General features: G+C 70.1%; 16 protein-coding genes. 9 read left to right on the top strand and 7 right to left on the bottom strand.

The window, feature by feature from the left end; genetic code table 11:
* Window positions 1-12: 12 nt before the first annotated feature.
* Window positions 13-828: a glycosyltransferase gene (locus tag AB0C84_RS33570; protein ID WP_361074277.1), complete on the bottom strand. Its 816-nt coding sequence runs from the start codon at window positions 826-828 to the stop codon at window positions 13-15.
* Between AB0C84_RS33570 and AB0C84_RS33565 the strand changes: the two genes are divergently transcribed.
* Window positions 809-1561, top strand: coding sequence for a dihydrofolate reductase family protein (locus AB0C84_RS33565; RefSeq protein ID WP_361074305.1), 753 nt, complete (start codon window positions 809-811; stop codon window positions 1559-1561). The genes AB0C84_RS33570 and AB0C84_RS33565 overlap by 20 nt on opposite strands.
* Here the strand turns inward: AB0C84_RS33565 and folP are convergent.
* Together folP and AB0C84_RS33555 are read right to left on the bottom strand one after the other, a co-directional pair.
* The gene (folP, locus tag AB0C84_RS33560) at window positions 1558-2364 is read right to left on the bottom strand and encodes a dihydropteroate synthase (protein ID WP_361074275.1); all 807 of its coding nucleotides are present in this window, start codon (window positions 2362-2364) and stop codon (window positions 1558-1560) included. The genes AB0C84_RS33565 and folP overlap by 4 nt on opposite strands.
* A gap of 146 nt (window positions 2365-2510) precedes the next feature.
* On the bottom strand, window positions 2511-3668 hold the full coding sequence (locus tag AB0C84_RS33555; protein ID WP_361074273.1) for a hypothetical protein: 1158 nt from the start codon (window positions 3666-3668) through the stop codon (window positions 2511-2513).
* 149 nt (window positions 3669-3817) lie between these two features.
* On the opposite strand from AB0C84_RS33555, the gene AB0C84_RS33550 reads away from it, so the two are divergent.
* On the top strand, window positions 3818-4237 hold the full coding sequence (locus AB0C84_RS33550; RefSeq protein WP_258944118.1) for a hypothetical protein: 420 nt from the start codon (window positions 3818-3820) through the stop codon (window positions 4235-4237).
* A 90-nt stretch (window positions 4238-4327) separates the two neighbouring features.
* Here the strand turns inward: AB0C84_RS33550 and AB0C84_RS33545 are convergent, their stop codons facing one another.
* Both AB0C84_RS33545 and AB0C84_RS33540 read right to left on the bottom strand, forming a co-directional pair.
* Window positions 4328-4465, bottom strand: coding sequence for a hypothetical protein (locus AB0C84_RS33545; RefSeq protein WP_361074271.1), 138 nt, complete (start codon window positions 4463-4465; stop codon window positions 4328-4330).
* A 457-nt stretch (window positions 4466-4922) separates the two neighbouring features.
* Complete coding sequence (locus AB0C84_RS33540) at window positions 4923-5873, bottom strand: hypothetical protein (protein ID WP_361074269.1); 951 nt, start codon at window positions 5871-5873, stop codon at window positions 4923-4925.
* Window positions 5874-6187: 314 nt separating this feature from the next.
* Here AB0C84_RS33540 and AB0C84_RS33535 point away from each other — a divergent pair, with 314 nt between their 5' ends.
* From AB0C84_RS33535 to AB0C84_RS33515, 5 genes are all read left to right on the top strand, one after another.
* A complete protein-coding gene (locus AB0C84_RS33535; protein ID WP_361074267.1) occupies window positions 6188-7018 on the top strand; it encodes an SAM-dependent chlorinase/fluorinase in 831 nt (276 codons plus the stop codon).
* A 34-nt stretch (window positions 7019-7052) separates the two neighbouring features.
* Window positions 7053-7925 carry an ABC transporter substrate-binding protein gene (locus AB0C84_RS33530; protein WP_361074265.1) on the top strand — a complete coding sequence of 291 codons (873 nt, stop codon included), beginning with the start codon at window positions 7053-7055 and terminating at the stop codon, window positions 7923-7925.
* On the top strand, window positions 7922-8794 hold the full coding sequence (locus tag AB0C84_RS33525; protein ID WP_361074263.1) for an amino acid ABC transporter permease: 873 nt from the start codon (window positions 7922-7924) through the stop codon (window positions 8792-8794). Before AB0C84_RS33530 ends, AB0C84_RS33525 begins: the two co-directional genes overlap by 4 nt.
* Window positions 8791-9540 carry an amino acid ABC transporter ATP-binding protein gene (locus tag AB0C84_RS33520; RefSeq protein WP_179844089.1) on the top strand — a complete coding sequence of 250 codons (750 nt, stop codon included), beginning with the start codon at window positions 8791-8793 and terminating at the stop codon, window positions 9538-9540. The genes AB0C84_RS33525 and AB0C84_RS33520 overlap by 4 nt, the downstream gene beginning before the upstream one ends.
* 322 nt (window positions 9541-9862) lie before the next feature.
* On the top strand, window positions 9863-10846 hold the full coding sequence (locus AB0C84_RS33515; protein WP_361074260.1) for a hypothetical protein: 984 nt from the start codon (window positions 9863-9865) through the stop codon (window positions 10844-10846).
* Window positions 10847-10995: 149 nt separating this feature from the next.
* Here the strand turns inward: AB0C84_RS33515 and AB0C84_RS33510 are convergent, their stop codons facing one another.
* The gene (locus AB0C84_RS33510; protein WP_361074258.1) at window positions 10996-11928 is read right to left on the bottom strand and encodes a hypothetical protein; all 933 of its coding nucleotides are present in this window, start codon (window positions 11926-11928) and stop codon (window positions 10996-10998) included.
* Between the two features lie 308 nt (window positions 11929-12236).
* Here AB0C84_RS33510 and AB0C84_RS33505 point away from each other — a divergent pair, with 308 nt between their 5' ends.
* Window positions 12237-12818 carry an HD domain-containing protein gene (locus tag AB0C84_RS33505; protein WP_361074256.1) on the top strand — a complete coding sequence of 194 codons (582 nt, stop codon included), beginning with the start codon at window positions 12237-12239 and terminating at the stop codon, window positions 12816-12818.
* Here the strand turns inward: AB0C84_RS33505 and AB0C84_RS33500 are convergent.
* On the bottom strand, window positions 12815-14260 hold the full coding sequence (locus AB0C84_RS33500) for an MFS transporter (protein WP_361074254.1): 1446 nt from the start codon (window positions 14258-14260) through the stop codon (window positions 12815-12817). The two genes, AB0C84_RS33505 and AB0C84_RS33500, sit on opposite strands and share 4 nt — an antisense overlap.
* A gap of 112 nt (window positions 14261-14372) precedes the next feature.
* On the opposite strand from AB0C84_RS33500, the gene AB0C84_RS33495 reads away from it, so the two are divergent.
* On the top strand, window positions 14373-15005 hold the full coding sequence (locus AB0C84_RS33495) for a TetR/AcrR family transcriptional regulator (protein WP_361074252.1): 633 nt from the start codon (window positions 14373-14375) through the stop codon (window positions 15003-15005).
* Window positions 15006-15009: the final 4 nt, after the last annotated feature.

The raw sequence follows: 15009 nt of genomic DNA, 5'->3' as shown, positions 1-15009 counted from the left end.
ACGCCCAAGGGCTCAGCGGCGCTCCGGGAGGCCCTCCCTCCGGCGCTCCGCCGCATCGTGCACACCAAGGTCAAAGTGCCCCGAGGTGGGTGCGGTCAGCGGTCGGGGGAGCAGGGTGGTGGTGCGGATGGCGGTCAGGCGGTGGCGGATGAAGTTGTCCTGGTGCCGGCCCCAGGTGTCGGGCTTTGTGGGGTGGGTGCTCTGGTCTGGGTGCTTTCGGTAGAGCCAGGTCACGGTGGGTTCTTGGTAGCCGTCGAAGACTTCGCTGAGTGCGATGAAGAGGGCCACGTCCTGCGCGCGGGGGAGGGCGCCCCAGCCGCCGAAGGCGCGGATGAGGTCGGTGGGGGCGACCAGGCCGGCGCAGGCCGCCTGGCATAGGCCCGTCTCTTCGTACAGGCGGCCGATCGTTCCTGCGGGCACCATGCCGCAGGGGTAGGCCAGGGGGTAGGGGACGCGTCGTCCGTCGATCAAGTCGTCCGCCTGGCCGATCGTCCAGCCGATGCCGGGATGCTCGTCGAAGGCGGGGATGAGCGTCGCGAGGCCGTCGGGGAGCAGGACGTCGTCGTAGTCGAGTACGGCGACCAGTTCGCCGCGTGCCCGGCTCAGTGCGAAGTTCCTGGTCGTTCCGGTGCCGAGCTGGGCGCCGTTCGCCTCGTAGAGCGCGCCCGGGCACAGGTCGCGGGCGGTCGGGGTGTCGCCGTCCTCCTGGACGAGCCATTCGAGGTCCCAGCCGGCGGGGAGGCGCTGGGACGCGACGCCGGCGGCGGCCTGGCGCAGGTAGTCGGGGACGGGTTTCCGTACGGCGGTGATGATCGAGATCAGTGGCATGGCACTCCTCCTCGTCCGGGCGCGCGGCCTTGATCATCACATGGTCCGGGGTGGCGGCAGCCTCTACAGTGCACAGATGGACGTGAGCGCGATGCTGGAGCGGTACGCCTATCCGGAGACGGCGCCGTGGCTGCGGGCGAACATGATCGCGTCGCTCGACGGGGGGATCCGGTACCAGGGGAGCACCAGCGCACTCGGGTACGCGGGGGACTGGGCCGTCATGCAGGGGCTCAGGACGCTGGCCGACGTTGTGATCATGGGGGCCACGACGGTTCGGGAGTACGGGGCGTATCCGTCGGAGGCGTCGAAGCTGGCCGTCGTGTCGCGGAGTCTGCGGCTCGATTTCGACGGGCCGCTGTTCACCGAGGCGCCCGCGCCGCCGGTCGTCATCACGTGCGGCGCGGCCCCGGCCGAGCGTCTGCGCGAAGCCGAGAAGCACGCCGAGGTCATGGTGTGCGGTACCGACTCCACGGACCTGGGCATGGCGTTGCGGCGGCTGGCCGACAAGGGATACCGGCGCCAGCTCTGCGAAGGGGGCCCGGTCCTGCTGGCTCAGATCGCCGCGGCGGGTTGGCTGCACGAGCTGTGCCTGACGTTGAGTCCGGTCATCACCGCCGGTGACGCCGCCCGCATTCTGGACGGCCCGGTCATCGACCTGCAGCGCATGGAGTTGTGCCACGCGATCCAGGACGAGAACTATCTCTTCCTGCGGTACCGCATGGCCGAGCGTTAGACGAGGTTGTGCCGGACGTAGGCGGGTGGACGCCAGCCGAGGATGCTTTCGACCATGTTCACCGCCGCCTTCGCCTCCGCGACGTCGTGCACCCGGACGATGCGTGCGCCGCTCATGATGGAGACGACGAGGGCGGCGATGGTGCCCTCGACGCGGTCCTGCTGGTCTCGCTCCAGGGTCTCGCCGATGAAGTCCTTGTTCGAGACCGCGACGAGCAGCGGGTAGCCGAGCTGCGCGATCTCCGGGAGACGGCGGGTGAGTTCGAGCGAGTGGTAGGTGTTCTTGTTGAGGTCGTGGCCGGGGTCGATGATGATCCGGTCCGCCGGCACGCCGTGCTTCTCGGCGAGGGCGGCCCGCCGGTGCAGGAACTCGGCGACCTCGGTGACCACGTCGTCGTACTGCGGGCGGGGGTAGGGAGTGCGGGGGTCGGCGAGGCTGTGCGTGATGATGAGGGTCGCGCCGGCCTCCGCGACCGCGTCGGCGAGGGCGGGGTCGTGCAGGCCGCTCGTGTTGTTCAGGACGTCGGCGCCGGCGGCGAAGGCGGCGCGGGCGACCTCGGGCCGGTACGTCTCGACGGAGATCACGGCGTCCGTGCGGGAGCGGGCGCCCTCGATGACCGGGACGACGCGGTCGATCTCCTCCTCGATGCTCACCGGAGGCCCCGGAGCGAAGGGGACGCCGCCGATGTCCAGCCAGTCGGCCCCGTGGGCGAGTGCGTTCTCCGCCGCGACCAGAGCCTTGTCCAAGGCGAAGGTGCGGCCCCGGTCGTGGAATGAGTCGGGAGTGCGGTTGATAATCGCCATCACGGCGACCTGTCGCGAGAAATCGAACGCGCGCCGCCCGATCGTCCGTTCAGGGCAAATTAGCTCGGGACGGTAGACAGCGTTCTTTTCGCTCACATCAGCCACCTAGGTTGAACTCGGCGCCAGCATAGCAAGGCGGTGCGCGACTACCTCTCCGTTCGCACGCGTCGCCTGCCCACGGTGGTGACGAGCCGGAGGAGAGCGAAGAAGACCAAAGATCCGCCGACTACCAGAAGCATGGAGAGCGCCCGTTCCTCGAGGCCGTGCGACTTGATCACCACCGCCCCGGACCCGGCGATGAAGCCGACGAGAGCGACGAAGAGTCCGAGGATCTCCACCATCTTGAGCAGGCCGGACGAGACCATCTCCTGCGCCACGTCGACACGCTGGGCCAGCCTCAGCGAGGCCTCGTCGAGCCGTTGTTCGAGCTCGGCCGAGGCCGCCGCGATCCGCTCGTCCACCTGGGCGGTGATGGAGTCCGCGACGGCCTGGGTGTTGCGTTCGATCTGCTTTTGCAGATCCTGGGCCAGAATGATCGAGCGGCGCTCCTGGGTGAACTGTTCATGCACCAGAACGTCGCCCGGGCCGAGGTCGTCTATTGCCCGGTCTATTTCGTAGAGCCCGTCTTCGAAGCGGCCGAGTTTCCGGTACGCCGTCGCACGTCGGTAATAGACGATCGCGTTTTCCTGGCCGCGCGCCATCATCTCGTCGGAGAGGGTCAGCATCATCTGCGGCTGTTCCGGCAAATGGTCGGCGAAATTGATGCCCGTCAGGAGCACCTGGTTGCTCTTGTCGTCCGCGTCGGGGGCGTCGACGGCGCGCTGGTACATGCTGGGCCCGTTCGAGGTGCGGGCGCCGAGTGCGGCGAAGGCCGCGAAGCTCAGTACGAGGGCGTCACCGTCGAACTCGGTCAGCCAGTCGAGGCATCGCCGGTGGAGCTGCGCGAACTTGAAGTCGAAGCGCAACCGCTGGCCATGGATGTAGGCAAGGCACAGCCGCGCGGTATGCGAGTTGCTGGCTGCCAGGACGCGCGCCCGGTCGGTCTCATCCAGGTAGCCCTGACCGTTCTTCCGCGCCAGCCAGGCGAGGTCTGTGGCCGCCCGCCGGATCTGCCGTACGGAGAGCCCGAACTCTTCGACCCGTGAGACGAACTCGTCCACCCATGCCGACGGAGGGCCGGCGGTGGCCGCCGCGAAGTGGTCGACAAGGACGGACGCCTTCTCCACGTCTGACGCCGTCCCCATGCGGTCCGCGAGCTGGTCGCTCTCGGGGCTCTGCCGTTGGGGCGGGACGCCGTTTTCCATGAGACCCCTTGCCGTCCGAAGCGACTTGACCCGGCCCAGCAGTCTAGGCCGCGGCGGCGGGACGGCCTGACCGGCCGCCCGTCCCGGCACCGGCCCTCGATCGGAAGCGGGAGGGCATCATCAGAGGGCGGGAGGGAAGATAAGCCCGCATGATCGCTGGCAGCAGTCCCGAGCCCGACGAGGCGACCGTGAAAGCCGTGGGCAAGCTGAGCGAGGCCCTGGAGAGCATCGAGCGCGCCAGGGGCCATCTGTACTCATGGCATCAACTCACCGGCAAGGCTGACTTCGAATTGGGCGATGCCGCCGAGCTGCTCGCCGACGCAGGGCACCAGGATCTCGCCGAAGAACTGTCGCGCGAACTCGTAGGCCGCAACGTCCTCCCGGACCGCTGGAGCTTCCAGGCGATCGAGGAGTACGACGACACCTACTACGAGCCGCTCCGACGTTATGAGTCGCGCGTCCGAGAGTTGCTGACCGCCGGCAGACGACACCTCCACGAGGCCCGGCTGAAGGAACAGCGGCGCACCCACGGGCACCCGCACCACACCTCCGCGCCGGGCAGGGAGTAGTCGCCCCTCAAGGCGGCCGGGGCGGCCGGGAAGAGGAGGAGTTCCCGGAGCAGGTGCGCTCCGGGAACTCCCGACTGTCGGGCGCGTCCCCTACTCGCACTTACGGGTGCTGCGGACGAAGACGCTGCCGTGGGTGCAGTTGTCTCCGGCGCTCTCGGACAGATCGACCGAGCCGCCGCCCTCGAGGAAGACCTTCCAGTGGTCGGCCTGCCAGAGGCGTGAGCTCACCTGCGCCTTCCCGGCGGAGGGAGCGGGTGAAGAGGACTGGACGTTCGGGACGCCCGGGGAAGTACCGGGCTCGGTGCTTCCTTTCAGCTCCACGCCGCCGCCCATCACGAGGAGGACCGCTACCGCGATCCACCCGGCTGTTCTTCTTTGCATTGTCATCGCTGGCCGCCTGCTCCGCTCCCGCGGAGCTCCCTTGGCACCAGCCCTCCTATGACGACGACCGTCCCCCGAGCAACAGGATCGGCAGTTCCGGTCCCTTGCCCGGAAATTCTCCGGAGTCGGAACAGGTGCCCGGAAAGCAGAACGGTGGGGAGGCAATGCCTCCCCACCGCGGGTGCGGGGCCGTCGGCCCCGCGGTGCTGCCGGGCGGCGCGGTTCGCGCGCCGCCCGGCGGTTCGGCCGCCGTGCCCCTGGGCGGGCCCGGCCGCCGTCTTCCGGCTCCGAGCCGTCGGCGGTGCTACCGCCGACGGCGCAGGAGCAACGTGTCCAGTTCGACGGTGTTCGCCACGATGGCCACCACGATGGCCGCCATGCCGACCGCCACGAACCAGCCGGGGACCTCCCCGAGGAGCAGCAGTCCGACCGGCAGGCTCATGATCGGCTCACCGGCGGCGAGGACGCCGAACTTCTCCTTGCCCAGGAAGCCGATGGAACGCGCCTCCAGTACCGGAGCCACGCACGCCGTGCACAGGCCGGTCAGCGTGGCCAGCAGGAGGATCCGGGGCTGGAACCAGTCCAGGCCCCCCGCCACCAGCCAGCAGGCCGCGCCCGGGATGGTGAGCAGGCCGGCCAGGGCCAGCCCGATCGCCTCGGCTCCCCGGTCCTCCAGCTTCTCGACCGCACTGACGTTCACGGCGAAGCAGATCGCGGCCGCGGCGGCGAAGGCGTAGCCGAGCAGGTCGGCGTGCGACTCCTCCTGGAGCGACATGATCCACAGACCCGCGCCGGCCAGGACGGGCCAGAACGCCGCGAGGAAGCGGGCCTCGCGGACCGCTCCCCAGACCGCCACGGCCAGCGGGCCGCAGAACGCGATCGCGATCACCGTGGGAAAGCTGCTGATCCGCTGAGTCGCGGCGACCAGCAGCGGCAGGTAGAAGATTCCGGAGATCCCCAGGCACACGATCGGCCAGCGGACCGACTTGGCCGAGGCGCGCGCCCTCTGGAACTCCTTGGCGACGCTGTTGTCCTCGGACGACCGCACGTCCCGGGCGAACAGGACTGCGGCGTAGCCCGCGAGGAACACCCCGCCGAAGATCGCCCCGAGCGCACCGGGGGCGAAGGGGAATCGCTCCTGGTCTTCGGCGCCCAGCGCGGAGAAGGCGTCTCCGGTGACACAGAACAGCAGTCCCAGCAGGCCGACACCGACCCCCAGGAACGTCTTCCGTCCGATCAACCTCACTTTGGACATGAGGCAACGACCTTTCGTTTGGCTCTTCTCCCGGAGAACCGGGAGGCAGACGGCTTCCGCCTGCGGTACAGACCGTGTTCGCGTTACTGAAAATGACAACTGTTATCGCCATCACATCGTCCGGTTCCGGAGACGGAGGCCAGAAGGCACGGCGAGCGCCGGACGACGTGGGGGGCGACGGCAAGACGGCCGTCTCGCATCGTGGGACGGTGATCGGTGCTTGCCGGACAGGGGTGGCGGGGCTGGCTAATCTATCGACTTGGTAGGATTTTCACTCCTGTACCGCTCACCCCTTCCGTTTCATGAGGTCTGCCATGCCGCAAAGTCGTCCGTTCGTCAGCCTGGCGACCGACTTCGGTGCGGCGTACACGGCGATCTGCGCCGGGGTGGTGTACGGGATCGCCCCGGACGCGAACGTGCTGGTGCTCAGCGATGAGATCACGCCGTTCGACGTGCGGGAGGGGGCGATGCTGCTGCGGCAGGCGCTGCCGTACCTGCCGGTGGGCGTGCACGTCGGGATCGTGGATCCGGGGGTGGGCACCTCCCGCCGGCCCCTGGCGATCGTGACCGGGCGCGGCGACGTGCTGGTCGGGCCGGACAACGGGCTGCTGGTGCCGGCGGCGGAGGTGCTCGGCGGGATCGCCGGGGCGTACGCGCTGGAGAACCCGGCCTACCGGCTGCCGCAGGTCTCGACCTCGTTCCATGGGCGTGACGTCTTCGCTCCCGCCGCCGCGCACGTCGCGGCCGGTGCGGACGCGGCGGACCTCGGCGCGGCCGTCGAGCCGCTGCCGCTGGACGTCCCGCCCCCGGTCGTCCGGCCCGGCGAGCTGACCGTTCCCGTGCTGTACACCGACCGGTTCGGCAGCCTGGTACTGGGCGCGGAGCCCGGCGACCTGGCGGCCGCGTTCGGCCCGCTGGAACCGGGCACCCCGCTCGACGTGGAGTGGAACGTTGCAGACGGACCGTCCAGAACGGCTCGCGTCCCGTTCCAGCTCACCTTCGGCAGCGTCGCGGTCGGGGAGCCGCTGCTGTGGACCGATTCGTCCGGATGGCTCGCCCTGGGCGTCAACCAGGGACGCGCCGCCGACGCCCTGGGCCTGGCCGGCGCGCGGATCCTCACTCTGCGCGCGGAGCCGCGTCCATGACCCTCGAAAACCCTCACCGCCGGAGGCATTTCCTGTGATCCGCCGTCCCCTCGTGGCAACGCTCGCCGGTGCCGCCGCGCTCGCCCTCGCCGTCAGCGCCTGCGCTCCGCAGGACGAGGACTCGGGCGCCTCCGCGAGCAAGAGTCCCGCCTCCTGCGCCAAGGACAAGCTGCCGCTGAAGTCGCCCGGCAAGCTCACCATCGCGACCGACAAGCCGGCGTTCGAGCCGTGGTTCAAGGACGACGACCCGTCCAACGGGCAGGGCTACGAGGGCGCCGTCGCCTACGCGGTCGCCGGGAAGCTCGGCTTCACCAAGGACGAGGTGGTCTGGAAGACCCAGTCGTTCGAGTCGTCGTACGCGCCGGGGCCGAAGACCTTCGACTTCGACATCAACCAGATCTCCGTCACCCCCGCGCGCGAGAAGGCGGTCGCGTTCAGCGACGGCTACTACGACGTACAGCAGGGCATCGTGACGCTCAAGGGCGGCAAGTTCGAGAACGCCAAGTCCGTCGCGGAGCTGGGCAAGGCGCGCATCGCGGTCCAGGTCGGGACGACGTCGCTGCAGGCGGTGAAGAACCAGATCAAGCCCGCCGACGAGCCGAAGATCTTCAACACGCAGATCGACGCGGTGAACGCGCTGAAGAACAAGCAGGTGGACGTGCTGGTGGTGGACCTGCCGACCGCCTTCTACGTCACCGCCGCGCAGATCGACGACTCGAAGATCGTCGGTCAGCTGCCGCAGTCGCAGGGCGGCGTCACCGAGCACTTCGGACTGCTGATGGAGCGGGGCAGCGGGCTCGCCGGCTGCCTCGACCAGGCGATCGGACAGCTGAAGTCGTCCGGTGAGCTGGCGAAGATCCAGCAGCAGTGGCTGACCGCGTCGGCCGGCGCGCCCGTCCTGAAGTGACGGCGCAGACGGGCGGGCAGGCCGCCTGGGTCAAGAGCGAGCGGCAGCTCGACCGGGAGCGCCGGCGCCGCCGCGCCGACGTGCGGTCCGGTTCGGTGGCCGCGGCGTCGACGCTGCTGTGCGTCGTGGTCGCGGTCGTCGTGGTGGTGGGGTCGCCCGGCTGGCCCCGCGTGCACGAGACGTTCTTCAACTGGGGCGAACTCACCGGCGCGTTCCCCGACGTGCTGCGCGGCTTCTGGTTGAACGTGCGGATCTTCCTGATCGCCGAAGTGCTGATCCTGGTGCTCGGGCTGCTGGTCGCGCTCGCGCGGGGGCTGCGGACCCCGCTGCTGTTCCCGCTGCGGGCGCTGGCCGTCGCCTACACCGACGTGTTCCGCGGCATCCCGACGATCCTGCTGGTGTACCTGGTCGGGTTCGGGCTCCCTGCGCTGCGGCTGCAGGGCGTGCCCGAAAGCCCGGCGGTGCTGGGCGGGTTCGCGCTCGTCCTGTCCTACGGGGCGTACGTCGCGGAGGTTTTCCGGGCGGGCATCGACTCCATCCACCCGAGCCAGCGCGCCGCGGCCCGGTCGCTGGGCCTCAGCAAGGCCCAGAGCCTGCGGTACGTGGTCCTGCCGCAGGCGGTGCGCCGGGTCGTCCCGCCGCTGCTCAACGACTTCGCCTCGCTGCAGAAGGACACCGCGCTCGTCGCGGTGCTCGGTCCGCTGGAGGCGCTGCGGCAGGCGCAGATCCACTCGGCCGAGACCTTCAACTACACCCCCTACCTGGCCACGGCGGTGCTGTTCATCGCGCTGACGGTGCCGATGGCCCGGTTCACCGACCATCTCGCGGCACGCGCCGAACGCCGCCGCGCCCCCGGAGGCGGACGATGAGCACACCTCTGCTGCGCATCGAGGGCGTGTGGAAGACCTACCACGCCCACCCCGTGCTGCGCGGCGTCGACCTGGACGTCGCGCCGCACGAGGTGGTCTGCCTCATCGGCGCCTCCGGATCGGGCAAGTCGACGCTGCTGCGCTGCGTGAACGTCCTGGAGACCGTCGACGACGGCGCGATCTTCCTGGAGGACGACGACATCACCGACCCCGGCGCGGACCCCGACGAGGTCCGCAAGCGGATCGGGATGGTGTTCCAGTCCTACAACCTGTTCCCGCACATGTCGGTGCTGGACAACATCACCCTCGCGCCGCTGCGCGTCCACAAGCGCCCGAAGGCGGAGGCCGCCGAGCAGGCGCACGATCTGCTCAAGCGGTTCGGCCTGGCCGACAAGGCCGGCGAGTACCCCGACCGGCTGTCGGGCGGCCAGCAGCAGCGCGTCGCGATCATCCGGGCCATGGCGACCCGCCCGAGCCTGCTCCTGCTGGACGAGGTGACCTCCGCGCTCGACCCCGAACTCGTCACCGAGGTCATGGGCATCATCCGGGAGCTCAAGGACTCCGGCATGACGATGATCCTGGCCACGCACGAGATGGGCTTCGCCCGCGACATCGCCGACACCGTGTGCTTCCTCCATGACGGAGTCCTCCTGGAACGCGGCCCGGCCGAGCAGATCTTCGAAGAGCCCACCGAGCCGCGCACCCGCGAGTTCCTGAGCCGCGTCCTGGAGTCCCGCCGCATCTGACCCCCGCGGTTCCCGGGACGGCCGTCCCGGGAGACCGGCCGCCGCGCGCTCTGACAGGCGGCACCCCCGTGTGAACGAGGGTGCCGCCTTTTCGCGTTCATGACCCCCGCGCCGGCCGTGTGATCTGCGTCGTTTCCCAGCCGGCCGCGCTGCGCCTGCCGTCCTTCTCCACACGGTCTTCCCTGTTCCGGCCACGCGCCGGGACATGTCCGGGTTCTTCGGAACCGGCGTGTCCTGGCGCGGTCTGCCAGAGCACGCCGTGATCCAAGGGATCACAGCCACCTCCGTCCTCGCGGCGGGGGGTGTCACAAAGGAGAAGATCGTGTACGGCGTAGTCGTACTCGTCGAATTGTTGATCCAACAGATCGGCTGGGCCTTCAACACCCTGGCCGATCCGCTCGCCAGCGGGCTGGTCACCGGCGCGGTCGGTGCCCTGTTCCTCGCGGGCGCCGTGGTCGTGTGGACCCGCCGGCTCCTTCCCTTCCGGGCGCTCACGGCCTACGACCGCGTGATCGTCCTGCGCCTCGGGGCCGGCATCCTGGTGCTCAACGCGGCCTATCCGTACGGGGCCCAGACCCTGGGCATGGGGACGATCATCACCATGTCCGCCCTGGGGCCGCTGTGCTGCAAGGGCGGCAACCTGTGGAGGGTCGTGCGGCATCGCAGGAAGATGCCGAGGCGCGTTCTGCGGAACGCGGCCCTGAACATCGGGCTCCGCGTGGTCGCGTTCCTGGGCGTGATGGCCGTCAACAACCCCCTTGCCGAGTTCAGGCACTTCGACAAGGAGGCGGTTTTCGGGCTCGCGTGCGGTGTGCTGGGAGCGTGGTCGTTCTGGAACTACCTCAGCTGCGTCTACGACGACCACTACACGCTGAAGGAGAGGCTCAGGATCCTGTCGGTCGCGGACCTGCTCGCGGTTCCCTTCACCGCACTCGCGGTGTGGGCCATGAGCCCCGTCCTCGGCGGAGGGTTCTCCGAGCTGTCGGGGAAGGTGCTCCTGTGGGGCTCCATCGCCGGCGTCCTGTCCTTCACGGTGCCGACGCTCATCGGCGCCTGGGTGGCCGACAAGATCTCGGAGGACGCGTCGGGCGTGTTCTACCTGTTCGACAGTCTGATGGGCACCCTCGTCGGCTTCGTCGGGGCCCTGCTCGGCGTGCTGAGCGCGGTGCAGGCTCCCGACGGCTGGGGCTGGGGCGGAATGGCCCTGGTCCTCCTCGCGGCGATCGTCGCCGCGAGGAACCCGATCATCGAAGTGATCCGGTCGGAGGGCCGGTTCGTCTTCATGAAGGGGGGACAGCCCGCCTGAGGCTCCCACCGGCCGGGCTGGCGGCGGCGTACGCGCCGCCGCCTGCCCGGCGTCATCACCACCCGTGGGGAGGGGCCGCCGCCCCTCCCCACATCCTGACCCGGCGGCCGAACGCGAACGGCGGGGAGGTGGGCCTCCCCGCCGCCGGGTCAGTCAGAGCCGGGCTTGCGGCTCTGGATCCTCGCCGCCCCGCGGGAGGCGACGATGATCATGCCGATCGCCACCAGCCCCAGGGGGCCGGGAGCGGTCCGTGCCACGAGCATCCCCAGCGCGGTCCCGAAGAGGGTCCGCAGCGGGAGAAGCATGGCGTTCGTCGATGCCAGGAGCCCCTGCTCGTAGGCCCTGATCAGAACGACGGCGCCGAAGAGCCCGCCGAACATTCCGCTGGCCACGCAGATCAGCAGGTAGGGCCAGCGGCCGGCGGTCATGCCTTCCCAGCCGCCTTCCATGGTCCACGCGCCTACGAGGAGGATGGCGAAGACGGGGAACCCGGAAAGGGTGTCCACCTTCCCCTTGATGCTCTTGTCGAGCGTCTCCAGGCGCTTCTGGGCGAAGGCGTACGTCGCCGCCGTGGCGGTCACGACGCCCAGCCCCGGGACCCAGCCGGGAATCTGAAGGTCCAGAACACGGAACCGCGGGACGGCGGCGGTGAAGAGCCCTCCGCCCGCACCGCCGGACGTGTCCTTTGTCAGAGCCCAGATACCCAGCCCGGCGAGGATCGGCCACAAGATGGTCGAGTAGGTCTTCCTCCGAACGTCTTGGACGACCTTCCCGCCGAGCATGAAAGCCGCGCTGAACACGAAGCCCAGCGATTCCATGACCTCCAGCCGAACCCATCTCAGGACGCACTGGAAAGTCATGCTGTTCGTTCCCAGAGCGGTGCCCAGCAGGAGGGCCTGCTTCCAGACGGGCCAGCGGCTCCGCAACGACGGCCGGTAGAAGTACCAGATGACCGACGTTCCGGAGAGAGTGACGACGAGCGCCGTCGTGACCGGTCCAACATGTTCGGTCACGCCGACGGCCACCAGGAAGTAGCCGTTGAGAGCACCCGCTGCATTGGCGAACACGGCCATCGCGAGCACTTTTTTATCCTTGACACGGAGATCGCCGGACGGCGACCCCATGCGCATGCGAAGCCCTGCGATCGAATCTCGCAGGCGCCCTGTTTTGTGATTCACGGGATCCCCTTGGGTCGCGGGGCGCGCGAAGGATCCCGAGAACGTTGTCCCGGCTCCTCGTCGCGCCCGCATTCGCGGAGCGACTCAAGAGCCGGGACGGCTCTTCAGTTTGATGGTTCGCCCGCCAATCTACCGCCGTCCACCTGCGGCCATCCAGGCTCGAAGGGCTGGAGCGGTCATCGGTCCTCCGAGAGGTCCTCTACGGTCTGGGTATGGCGGACGAGACCGAGCGGCTGGCAAGTTTCCTGTACGAGATCGGGCTCCTCAAGCGCTACAGGCGCACGGGCTGGCTCGTCGCGGGGGTGAGCGCCCCGGAGAGCATCGCCGACCACTCGTTCCGGACGGCGATCATCGCGAGCGCCCTGGCCTCGATGGAGGGCGCCGACCCTGGGCGGGCCGCGCTGCTCAGCCTCTTCCACGACAGCCAGGAGACGCGCCTCACCGACCTTCCTCACGCGGCCAGGCCGTACGTGGAGAAGGCGCCCAACGAGCGGGTCACCGAGCACCAGACCCGCGGCCTGCCCGCGGCGGTGGCCGCGATGATCACGGGTGTGGTCGCGGAGTACGAAGGCGAGGACAGTGCCGAGGCGGTGTGCGCCCGCGACGCGGACAAGCTGGAATGCCTCGTCCAGGCCATCGAGTACCGGGAGCACGGCAACCGGAACACCCAGCCCTGGATCGACAGTTCGCTCGCCCGGCTCCGGACCGCGTCCGCCCGGCGTCTCGCCGAGCAGGCCCAGAAGACCGGCTCCCTCGACTGGCTCGCACGCGCGCTGGACGGCGACGAAACCTAGACGTCCTCCGGCCGGGGCGGTTCGGCGGTGTCGCGTCTGGACGGGAGGGCCAGGGAGATGGCGGCGATGACCGGCAGCATGAGCGCCATGAGAAGGAAGGCGTTGCCGTAGGCGCTCGCAAGGGACGCCGGGGCGGTGGTGTGACCTGCGGTGGCGGCGGTGAGGGCGGCCAGGCCGAGAGCGCCGCCGACCTGCTTCGCGGTGTTCATCAGGCCTGAGGCCGCTCCGGCTTCGCTTGCGGGAACGCCCGAGGTGACGGTGGTGGTCAGGGGAGTGTTCAGCAGCCCGCCGCCGACGGAGACGAGGACCGCCGGGCCGAGCACGGCGGAGAGGTAGCCGCCGTCGGCGGTGATGCGGCTCTGCCAGAGGAACCCGGCGGCGGCGGCCAGGGCGCCGGCGACGATGAGGACGCGGTCGTCGACGCGTTTCATCAGCCACGGCGTGACGCGCAGGCCGACGGCCATCGTGAGCAGGGTGTGCGGGAGGAAGCCGAGGCCGGTCTGCAGCGCGGTGTAGTTCAGGACGTCCTGCATGTAGAGGGTCAGGAAGTACCACATCGGCACCTGGAAGCAGGCTCCGGCCAGCAGCATGACCGTGTTGCCTGCGGAGACGGCCCGCAGGCGGAACAGCCGCGGCGGGATCAGCGGTGCGCGGGCCAGGCGTGTCTCGATGACGATGAAGGCGGCGAGCAGGAGGGTTGCGGCGGCGAGGGCCGACGCGGTCACGGGGTCGTCCCAGCCGCGCGGCCCGGCCCGCATGATGCCGTAGGCGAGCAGGGCCAGCCCGGCGGTGACCGACGCGGCGCCGGGAAGGTCGAGCCGGGCGGTGCGCCCGGCCTGGCGAGGGGAGCCGGGGAGGCGGCCGGTCAGGGCGAGCGCGGCCGCGCCGATCGGGACGTTGACCAGCAGGATCCAGCGCCAGGACAGCGACTGGGTGAGGACGCCGCCGACGAGGTTGCCCGCCGCGCCGCCCGCCAGGCTCACCGCCGTCCAGACGGCGAGGGCGCGGGTGCGCCGGGGGCCTTCGGGGACCGTGGTGGTGAGGACGGTCAGGGTCGCCGGGGCAAGGACGGCGGCGCCGAGACCCTGCGCCGCGCGCGCCGCGATCAGCAGGGCGGGTGCGGTCGCCAGCCCGCCGGCCAGGCTCGGGACGGCGAACAGGGCGAGGCCGGCGGCGAAGACGCGCCTCGTCCCGTAGAGGTCGGCCAGGCGGCCGCCCAGCAGCAGGAATCCGGCGAAGGTGAGGGAGTAGGCCCCGGCGACCCAGGGGAGGCCGGTGGCGGTGAAGCTCAAGGATCTCTGGATCGAGGGCAGCGCGACGTTCACCACGGAGACGTCCAGCACGACCATGAACTGGGCGGCGCAGGCCAGGGCGAGGATCACCCGGTGCGCGGGCGGGGTCGCGGTCCGGGAGGCCGCGAGGTCCGGTCCGGCTCGGGTCATCCGCACTCCCTGGTGCTCATTTCAATGTGGCCACATCGTTTTGCTCGGCCCAGGCTAGGTTCGGCTAGGCTGAGACGTCAATTCGATGTGATCACATTGGAAAGGGGGGTGGGTGACGGAGCGGCGGACCCGCGGGCCGGGGGTGCGGCACGAGGCGCGGCGACAGGAGATCGCCGACGCGGTGCTGGCGGTCGTCGCCGAGCAAGGGCTGCCGGCCGTGTCGCTGACCGAGGTCGCGGCGCGGGCCGGGGTGTCGGCGGGACGCGTCCAGCACTACTTCCCCACCAAGCACGAGCTCGTCGAGGCCGCGTTCGAGCGCGGCAACGAGCTGAGCGGCGCCCGCATCAGGTCGCTCGTGGGCGAGGACCTCGAAGGCGCCGCGCCGCGCACGGTGCTCACCGTCGTCCTGACCGAGCTCATCGCCGGCGACGCCGAGACGCGGGCGCGCCTGCGCGTCCGGCAGGCCTTCACCGCCTTGGCCCTCACGGACGAGGCGATCGCGCGGCGCATGCGGGCGGACTACGAGCACTTCCACGGGCAGGTCGCCGAGCTTCTCCGCCGGGACCGGGAGGCCGGACTCCTGCCGGGGAGGGTGGAGCCCGGCGGCGCGGGCGTCGACCTGGTCGCGCTCGCCGAGGGCTTGGCGTACTACGTCCTGATCGGGGTCACTCCGCCGGGGAGGGCACGCGACCGCATCGTCTCCGCGATCGCCGCCCTCTACTCAGAACGGCCCGGACACGAGTAGCGGG

The sequence above is a fragment of the Actinomadura sp. NPDC048955 genome, from assembly GCF_040649435.1.
Classification (GTDB): Bacteria; Actinomycetota; Actinomycetes; order Streptosporangiales; family Streptosporangiaceae; genus Spirillospora; species Spirillospora luteofluorescens.
The sequence above is the reverse complement of the archived record's forward strand: the minus strand, read 5'-3'. Positions and strand labels throughout refer to the sequence as shown.

Excerpts from the sequence above, each read along its gene's own strand:
- folP (WP_361074275.1), bottom strand. The coding sequence starts at position 2,364 with ATGGCGATTATCAACCGCACTCCCGACTCATTCCACGACCGGGGCCGC.
- AB0C84_RS33505 (WP_361074256.1), top strand. The coding sequence starts at position 12,237 with ATGGCGGACGAGACCGAGCGGCTGGCAAGTTTCCTGTACGAGATCGGG.
- AB0C84_RS33550 (WP_258944118.1), top strand. The coding sequence starts at position 3,818 with ATGATCGCTGGCAGCAGTCCCGAGCCCGACGAGGCGACCGTGAAAGCC.
- AB0C84_RS33565 (WP_361074305.1), top strand. The coding sequence starts at position 809 with ATGATCGAGATCAGTGGCATGGCACTCCTCCTCGTCCGGGCGCGCGGC.
- AB0C84_RS33555 (WP_361074273.1), bottom strand. The coding sequence starts at position 3,668 with ATGGAAAACGGCGTCCCGCCCCAACGGCAGAGCCCCGAGAGCGACCAG.
- AB0C84_RS33570 (WP_361074277.1), bottom strand. The coding sequence starts at position 828 with ATGCCACTGATCTCGATCATCACCGCCGTACGGAAACCCGTCCCCGAC.
- AB0C84_RS33520 (WP_179844089.1), top strand. The coding sequence starts at position 8,791 with ATGAGCACACCTCTGCTGCGCATCGAGGGCGTGTGGAAGACCTACCAC.
- AB0C84_RS33540 (WP_361074269.1), bottom strand. The coding sequence starts at position 5,873 with ATGTCCAAAGTGAGGTTGATCGGACGGAAGACGTTCCTGGGGGTCGGT.
- AB0C84_RS33500 (WP_361074254.1), bottom strand. The coding sequence starts at position 14,260 with ATGACCCGAGCCGGACCGGACCTCGCGGCCTCCCGGACCGCGACCCCG.
- AB0C84_RS33535 (WP_361074267.1), top strand. The coding sequence starts at position 6,188 with ATGCCGCAAAGTCGTCCGTTCGTCAGCCTGGCGACCGACTTCGGTGCG.